We start from the raw sequence: 644 nt of genomic DNA on the forward strand, positions 1-644 counted from the left end.
ACCCCGAGGGCAAGGGCGCGGACCTGCTGCTCATCGGCGTGCTCAAGGGCGCGGTGATGTTCATGACCGACTTCGCCCGCGCGCTGCCCGTCCCGGTGCAGCTGGAGTTCATGGCCGTCAGCTCCTACGGCTCGGCCACGTCCTCCTCCGGCGTGGTGCGCATCCTCAAGGACCTCGACCGCGACATCACCGGCCGCGACGTGCTGATCGTCGAGGACATCATCGACTCCGGCCTGACCCTGTCCTGGCTGCTGAAGAACCTCCAGTCGCGCGGCCCCGCCTCGCTGGAGGTCTGCTCGCTGCTGCGCAAGCCGGACGCGGTGCAGGTGGACGTCCCGGTGAAGTACGTCGGCTTCGACATCCCCAACGAGTTCGTCGTCGGCTACGGCCTGGACTACGCCGAGCGCTACCGCGACCTGCCCTACATCGGCACGCTCGACCCCAAGGTCTACTCGAACTAGTCGTCCTCTGGCTCAGCAGTTCGGGCGGCAGCGGCGCTGGATGACGGCGTCCACCAGCACGCCGCGGACGTCACCGGCCTCGCGCGCCGCGTAGGCCTTGCCGCCCGTTGCCGTCCCGATCTGCTGCAGCGCCTCCATGTCCACCTCCGGGCCGAGCCCGATCAGGATGATCGGCACCGGCTG

Annotated in this window: 1 protein-coding gene; it reads left to right on the plus strand. The window is 69.1% G+C overall.

Features of this window, described 5'->3' with window-relative positions; translation table 11 throughout:
- The coding region (gene hpt / locus CCN37_RS37420; RefSeq protein WP_143262020.1) for a hypoxanthine phosphoribosyltransferase at window positions 1-461 on the plus strand (461 nt) is incomplete at its 5' end.
- Window positions 462-644: the final 183 nt, after the last annotated feature.

The sequence above is a fragment of the Allokutzneria sp. NRRL B-24872 genome (assembly GCF_002155965.1).
In the GTDB taxonomy this organism is placed as follows: domain Bacteria; phylum Actinomycetota; class Actinomycetes; order Mycobacteriales; family Pseudonocardiaceae; genus Allokutzneria.